This is a genomic window from Streptomyces sp. NPDC047000, from assembly GCF_040644295.1.
Lineage (GTDB): Bacteria > Actinomycetota > Actinomycetes > Streptomycetales > Streptomycetaceae > Streptomyces.
Window position 1 is genome coordinate 1 of the sequence record NZ_JBEYWE010000040.1, and the last position, 6,544, is coordinate 6,544.

Annotated in this window: 3 protein-coding genes and 1 pseudogene; 1 reads left to right on the forward strand and 3 read right to left on the reverse strand. The window is 67.8% G+C overall.

The genetic code is table 11. The annotated features are described in order from the left end of the window. Positions 1–78: 78 nt before the first annotated feature. The 3 genes and pseudogenes from ABZ862_RS35590 to ABZ862_RS35600 form a co-directional block, all read right to left on the reverse strand. A pseudogene (locus ABZ862_RS35590) lies at positions 79–1,123 on the reverse strand (Tn3 family transposase). 274 nt (positions 1,124–1,397) lie between these two features. Beyond that, on the reverse strand, positions 1,398–3,293 hold the full coding sequence (locus tag ABZ862_RS35595; protein ID WP_360967791.1) for a multicopper oxidase domain-containing protein: 1,896 nt from the start codon (positions 3,291–3,293) through the stop codon (positions 1,398–1,400). A 508-nt stretch (positions 3,294–3,801) separates the two neighbouring features. Beyond that, positions 3,802–4,407 carry a hypothetical protein gene (locus ABZ862_RS35600; RefSeq protein ID WP_360967794.1) on the reverse strand — a complete coding sequence of 202 codons (606 nt, stop codon included), beginning with the start codon at positions 4,405–4,407 and terminating at the stop codon, positions 3,802–3,804. A gap of 629 nt (positions 4,408–5,036) precedes the next feature. On the opposite strand from ABZ862_RS35600, the gene ABZ862_RS35605 reads away from it, so the two are divergent. Further along, complete coding sequence (locus tag ABZ862_RS35605) at positions 5,037–5,984, forward strand: recombinase family protein (protein ID WP_360967829.1); 948 nt, start codon at positions 5,037–5,039, stop codon at positions 5,982–5,984. The last annotated feature ends 560 nt before the right edge of the window (positions 5,985–6,544 follow it).

The window sequence follows — 6,544 nt, forward strand, 5'->3', positions numbered from 1 at the left end:
CCTACGCCACACCGCCCGCGACCCACACAGACCCCTGACCGCCCTCGGCCTCACCGGATGAACCCGGACAGACCTCAATCATGCAAGGGACCCTGAGTGCACCAAGTTGATCTTCTTGGCCTTCCCTGTATGTCTCCTGAGTTCGCCCTTTTGTTCGTGGAAGATCCGGCGGGTGAGCTGGTGGCGGGACTCCTGCCGGTTGAGCTGTGTGTTGACCCGGCGCCGTAGGAGTTCGTCGGTGAAGTAGGAGGACAGGTAGGCGCTGCGGTCCATGCGGCCGAGCTCCATGACGGCCTTGCCGGTGGGGGTGGGTTTGCCGCCGGGAGCGAGCACACACAGGGCCTCGGAGGCTTTGACGGTGCCCGAGTGCAGGGACCCGGCCAGCCGCAGCATGTCGTCCCAGTACGCGGTGACCTGCTTGAGGTTGATCTTGTCGCGGGTCAGGTCGTTGAGGCGCCCGTGGTCGGCATCGGGGTCCGCGCGGTACAGGATCACGCTGCCTGCGTCGGCCAGGCGCGGGGAGAACTGGTAGCCCATGAGCTTGAACAGGCCGAACACGATTTCGGAGGAGCCGTGTGTGTCCGAGGTGATTTCGACGGGCCGCAGGGCGGTCTCCTGTTCCAGCAGGCCGTCCAGGATGTAGAAGGAGTCGCGCTGGGTGCCGGGGACCAGGATGCCGTGCAGGCCGCTGAACTGGTCCGAGAGGAAGTTGTAGAACGTCACCCCGCGCCGGCGGGTGCCGAAGTACTTCGGGTTGGGCCCGGAGTTCAGGGTGCGGATCGGGGTGACGAAGCGCAGGCCGTCGGCGGAGGCGAGTTCACCGCCGCCCCACGCCTGCACCAGCGGCAGGCGCATGTGGTAGTCGACCAGGCGGGCGTCGGCCAGGCTGAGGGTCTGCGCGCAGGTAGTTCTGCTCGACCCAGAACAGCCGGTCGTGGGAGAGCGCGTCGACACCGTCGTGGACGATGGGCTCCACGCCGACGTTGGTGGCCTCCGCGGTGAGCACGGCGGCGACGGACAGCTCCAGGTCGACCAGGCGGGCGTTGGCCTCGGAGCCGTCGTCGGGCTTCTGTGCGAGTTCCTTGACGACCTGGGCGGCAGCGTGGAAGGGGCCGACGTCCATCGCGTCGAGCGTCGCGCGGATGTCGCCGTCCGGATCGGCGGCGGCGCCGGCCGCCGCGAGCCATGCCGTGCGTAGCAGGATCGCGGCGGCGTCGAGGTCCTTCTGGTATGGAGGCGTCCTGTCCGTGCGGCTTCTACCGCAGCATGGCGTCCACGTCGCCGATGTAGAGACGATGGCGCACTCGCAAGGATCCGGGGAGGGACGGGCCACGGCGTCAGTGCCGGTCCGGGCCCCTTATGGGCGCGGACCGGCACACGCGGGTCGATCGATCCCGTCAGTGGCCGTGGCCGCCGTCATGGTCGCCACCGCTGTGGTCGCCGTGGCCGACGATCGTCCACGGGCGCATCAGATCGTCGTCCTCGTGTTCGAGAATGTGGCAGTGGTGGATGTACGTCGCCGGGAGCTTGGTACCGCTGCCCGGAATCGACGCGATCGTGGCCGTCGGCGGGGTGAATTCCTGAATGATGATTCTGGTCACCGTCTCCGGATAGGATTTGAACGTGTCCTTGCTGGACCGCACTTCGTCAGGGTCCGGCGGTACCGGTGGGCCGGTGAAATATTTCTCCAGCACCGGCAGGTCCTTCGTTTTGCGGCCACCGTCGATCCACTTTTCGTAAGCGGCCTGGTAGGCGGCCGCGTCGATCGGCTGCCTGTCCAGCACCTGGAAGTTGACAAGGTGGACGTGCATCGGGTGGGCGTCGTGGTTGGGATTGATGTACTCCCAGATCTCGGTCGAGCCCTCCTCGATGAAGTCCTGGGACGGCGCCTCGAACGGCACCGCGTTGAACGTCATGGTTCTGAACAGCTTGTGCTGGTACACGACCCACTGCCGCCGACGGGTGTGCGGTTTCGGCTTGACCGGTGCGACTGTCGGCAGCCTGAGTTCCTTGGGCGGCCTCGACCTGTCCCCGCCTCCGGACAGTGGTTCGGTGACCTGGAACTCCATGATTTCCCGGATCTCCGGCCCCTCGCCCGGCATGCCGGGGTAGTGGACTGGCGCGTGGTAGTTCACCAGTCTGACCTTCGTGCCCATGCGCACCTGGCTGAAGTCGATGACCAGGTCGTACCGCTCGGCCGGCGAGATCAGGAAGTTCAGCATCTGCAACGGGGTGCGGAAGCCGCTGTCCGTGCCGATCAGCCAGAACGGCAGTTGGGCCTCAGGCACTGCGTCCCTGGGCTGGGTCTCGAACCGCAGCCGCCAGAAACGCTCGTTCGAAGCGTTGAGAAGGCGCAGCCGGTAACGTCGCGGCTCGACGGCCAGGAAGGGGTACGCCTTCCCGTTGACGACCGGGGTGTCCTCGCCTTCCCTCAGGGTCATGGAGTAGGCCAGTGAGCCGTCCGGGTTGAAGGTCCGGTCCTGCAGGATGAGCGGGACCTCGAATTCGCCCCGCGGCAGCCCGAGCCGCTCGTCGGCGGGGTCACCGACGCGCCAGAGACCGGCCAGGCCCGCGTAGACGTTGAGGCTGGTCATCCCCATGCCGTGATCGTGGTACCAGAGCATGCACGAACGGTCGTGGTTGGTGTAGGCGTAGATCGCTTCGTTGCGTTTGACCCGGCCCGGCTCCAGGGTGGTGTAGGACTCGGCGTGGATGCCGTCCGGGCTGAAGGACTGCAGCGGCATGCCGTCGGACTGCGGCGCTGTGAAACCGCCGTGCTGGTGTACGACGTTCCACACGTTGACATTCGGGGGAAACGGCACCATGGACTTGTAGGGAGGCGGAGGGGTCGGTGTCAGCTCGTCGCACCCGCTGCGAATGGCGTCGATCACGAACTGGAACAGGTGGGTGGTCGGCAGTTCGTTGCGGTATTTGACGACCGTCGGGTGGTCGGTGGTCACGCTGATGGTCGGCCCGAGATAGCCCATGCCGGTCGGCTTGTGCGGATCGTGCGGGTTGTTGGCCCAGTAACCCCACACGGTGGCCGGCCCGAGATCCCGGTGGAAGCGCCACGAGCCCTGCCGCATCGTGATCTCGTAGTAGTCGGCGCCCGGATAGGCGGAAGGATCCGGGACGGCCGTCAACGGCATGGGAAGCGGGTCGACATACTTCTTCAGCGGAGGAGTTTGCGGGATCGGGCCGCCCGGACACGTTGCCTCGTGAGCCGCCGCATACGCCCGCGCTCCGACCACACCCTGTGGAAGCACGGTCGCACCCCCCAGGGCGCCGGCCATGAGGAATTTCCTTCGCTCGAAAGCCATCTTCTCCAGCCCTCCATCGCCTCAGGTGACGTTCCAGACAGAGATACAGGGCTGGTTAGGAGCGTGCTGCGGTGCGCCGGTCCGGTCTGCCGAAGAGCACCCGTTCAGCCCTTCCAGCGCTGCCCCTCCAGCGCGAGGACGGCGGCAGACACACCGGATCGACGGACCGTCGGCTGTCCGCCCACCGGGTCGCTGAACCGCGACCAACTGTGACGGCTGCCTGGCCTGGGGCGCGTTCACCGGCAGACTCCGTCCGGCGTGCCGGAAGTTCCACGGTGGCGTCCGCTCCGGCCGGACACCCCTCTGCGACCTCACGGCAGCCCCAGGATGTCCCACGGCGCGGGGGCGTGACACAGCCGCACCTGCTGTGCCGGCTTGATGCCGATCTTCCGGGTGAGGGGTGTACCGGAGTGACTGCCTGTGGCCGCGGAGGATGCGCCCGTGTACCGCCTCCGGTGTTCGCGTGTGCCGTGAGAACGATCTACGCACTCCGGCTGCCCGCGGCCGTACGGCGCCTCAGCCGAGCGCAGCCGAAGGTCCACGCGCCCAGACCCGCCAGCAGGGCCGCCGCGACTCCGTAGACCGGCAGCCACAGGGTGGTCGTGGACGCCAGGCAGTCGGCAATGGCGTCATGGCGGTGGACGACCTGCGCATAGGCCATGGCGGTACGGTCGCGGCCGGCGAGGTTCGCCAACGAGGCCTCCGTGCGGAGGCTTTCGAAGGTGCCCAGCTGATCGCACTGGTTGCGGGTCCCCGGCATCGGAAAGAGCCACGCCCAGCGCTGCATCATCGGAGCCAGCGCGACCGCGACAAACAGGCCCACCACCAGCGAATACGCCGTCAGGTCCTGCACATACGAAAAGCGGAGGTCCGGCATGAACGCCGGCGGTCGGTAGGAGGAGAGGACCACCATGAGAAGCGTCACACCGATGTAGGTGGCGAACCACTGCCAGGACCCCTGCGCGAGGGCAAAGGTGAGTACGGCGGCAAGAGCGATGCCAACGACTCCCAGCTGAATGGGCTCTCGACGGCTGCCTGCCCCGACAGAGGTTGCTTCCAGGGTTCTTTGAGGGCTGGGGTTGTCCATACGCTCTCCCGCCTGCTTCCCGAGACCACCAGTGTTCACGCAGATCGCGCCATCAGCCCGGCACCATGCCGAGCGGCGGCGACCGATCCACCCTTGATCTCACGTACGCCCCGGTGATCTGCACGTACGCCCTGGGCGCCCCCGACTCGCCCGCCGCTAACCGCCAACAGCCGGCGGAATATCTGAATTGATATGTCTTGGCGGCTGCAACAGGTGATCCGTACCGAGGACATCCAGGCTGGAGACTGCGGGAGATGGCCAAACCGACGCGGCGTGACCTGCTCAAGGGGACCGCGGCGCTTGGCGCCGTCACCCTCGCCGACGGAGCGCTGGTGACACCGGCCAAGGCACGTCCACTCGTCCGCACGAGGCCGGAGCAGGCCGTTTCGGCCGCGCATCGGGACGACGTGCTCGACGTCGCGGTCATCGGTGCCGGGGTATCCGGTGCGTACACCGCCTGGCGACTACTCGGCCCGGAGGCCAAACGCAGCCGCGCGCTGAAAGGGCTTCAGCGGCGACACGGCGGTCCTCTCACGGTAGGTCTGTTCGAGGGGAGCGAGCGCGTCGGCGGCCGCCTCTTCTCGGTGACGCCGCCCGGTATGCCACACCTGCACGCCGAGCTGGGCGGGATGCGCTACCTGACCCGACCAGCCGGTCGTGGCCCAACTCGTGGACCATCTCGGGCTGCCGACGACCGGCTTCCCGGTCGACGAGCCGCAGAACCTCGTCTACCTGCGCGGACACCGCTTCACCCAGGCCCAGTGGAACGACCCCACGGTCGTGCCCTACGACCTGCCGGCCGCGATCCGGGGCAAGACGCCGGACGATGCTCTCGTGTCGGTCATCGAACGCTTCGTCCCCGGCGCCGCCACCATGGACCACCAGGCGTGGGACAAGATCAAACCGACGGCGTCGGCCGACTCCTCGCTGCCCCGGCCGAGGAACGCCAGCGCCGAACCCGTCGGGCATGCCCGCCTGGGATACGCCCGTGCAGCCACCGCCCGGCATTCCCTCGACTCGCTCGCCGAAGCTGGGTTACCCGGATCTTCTCCGAGAAGATCTCCACCCGCGCCACCCAGCGCCCCGAACTCGACAAGGCCGTTGCCCTCGCCGGCGAGCTGTGCGCCTCCGGGATGCGCGTCACGCTCGTCGTCCACGAGCACAAGCGGCTCGGCCGCGGCATCGAACTGGCGACCCTGGCCGAGGAACTGAAAGCGAGCGACGTCGGCCTGGAGTTTTTCACCGGTGAGCTTCAGGGCTCGCACGACCCGTCCGGAGTGGTGTTCACGGTGCTGGCCGCCCTGTCCGGTATGGAACGCGAGTACATCCGCGACCGCACTCTGGAAGGCCACGAGTCCGCCCGCAAGCGCGGCAAGACCATCGGCGGCGCGGGCGTCACCGACGACGACATGCTGTCCATGGCCCTCCACCTGCGCGAGCAGGAGATGAGCTTGCGCGACATCGCCAAGCGCCTCGTCATCACCACGGGCAAGAAAAAGGGACAGCACCCCTTGCCCGCGACCGTCATGCGGATGCTGCGCGAACACGACGAACAGACAACCGCAGCAGCGACGTAGAGGCGCGGGGTACGGACACCTCGTCAAAACTTCTGACAGCACCTCCGGTTCTCTGTCCCGTTCCTACTCGGACCCCGGAACCTCTCGGTGAAACGGTAGAAGCCGTCATCCGCCGTCCATCGTCTGCCGGGACGCGGGGGATTCACGGCTCGGCGAATCCGATTCAGGCCGCTGCGGGCCCGTCGTGATCGCAGTGCTCCGTCGCCCGGCCTCGGCTGACGGTCTGAGATCGGCGGGGGACGGCGCCGCCGAGGCGCCGCGACACCGGCTGTGAAGAGGGCGGTCCCATGAGGGGCCGCCCTGTCGCGGGCACCGGTATGCCCTTGCGCGGTGGGTGGAGCCGGGGACGGCGGAGTGCGGGGCGGAGGGCCGGGAGAGACGGCGGCCGTCGCTGTCGCGTCATGGCCCCGCCGCCCCGCGGCAGTTGCCGCGAGCAGCGGATTCAAGGGTTTCCCCAGACAACCCGGCCAGGCCCTCAGAAACGGCCCGTCGCCGGGACATGCTGTGCACGCCGCGTCAGGTGCGGCCGTTCCGTCACCACAACAGCATGGGGGCAGTCC

What these genes read in the sequence shown, in the direction of transcription:
- ABZ862_RS35595 (WP_360967791.1), bottom strand. Translation starts at nt 3,293, where the DNA reads ATGGCCGGCGCCCTGGGGGGTGCGACCGTGCTTCCACAGGGTGTGGTC.
- ABZ862_RS35600 (WP_360967794.1), bottom strand. Translation starts at nt 4,407, where the DNA reads ATGGACAACCCCAGCCCTCAAAGAACCCTGGAAGCAACCTCTGTCGGG.
- ABZ862_RS35605 (WP_360967829.1), top strand. Translation starts at nt 5,037, where the DNA reads ATGCGCTACCTGACCCGACCAGCCGGTCGTGGCCCAACTCGTGGACCA.